The organism is Gordonia aichiensis NBRC 108223, from assembly GCF_000332975.1.
GTDB classification, from domain to species: domain Bacteria; phylum Actinomycetota; class Actinomycetes; order Mycobacteriales; family Mycobacteriaceae; genus Gordonia; species Gordonia aichiensis.
Window position 1 is genome coordinate 1 of the sequence record NZ_BANR01000070.1, and the last position, 580, is coordinate 580.

The 580-nt window shown below is 63.6% G+C and carries 1 protein-coding gene; it reads left to right on the plus strand.

What is annotated here, in order from left to right:
• On the plus strand, positions 1–489 hold a 489-nt coding region (locus tag GOACH_RS23000; protein ID WP_040519669.1), incomplete at its 5' end, for a hypothetical protein.
• Positions 490–580: the final 91 nt, after the last annotated feature.

A 580-nucleotide genomic window follows, 5' to 3' on the forward strand; every position in this document is an offset into this window, starting at 1 on the left:
GACCCCGACGCCGCCCACACCCTCGCCGACACCGCCGAACACACCTACGCCGATCTCGAACTCCACCAAGCCCGCGACATCCTCAACACCCCCACCACCCAATACGTCCAGATCAGCGACCCCATCGTCGCCAACCCCACCTTCGGCATGACCCGCCTCCTGGTCCTCGTCCAAGACTCCACCCGACTCAACGTCGCACTCGGCACACGACGCGGGCCCCTGATCGACCGCGACTACCTGGGCGCCTACCTGCCCGACGAAGGCCGAGAAGGGTCACTCGGCCGCTGGGCCACCGCCGCCAACGAACGCTGGCACACCATCCCCGGCACCACCACACCCATCACCATCAACAATGTGAGCGAAACCCTGTCCGTCGTAAGCGGGACGTCTGATTACAACGCGGTCAGAACGACTGCCTATTCGGAAGTATCTCGTCTCCAGCTGCTCATGAATGACCAGATCCGCGATGCCACAGGATCACCCCTGTGAGATCGTCGACGCTGTCCCGACCACTCGTCGCCGCCTGCATGATCCTGCTCAGCGCTTGTGGCACAACAGATTCCGGCAGCAGAGACACCAC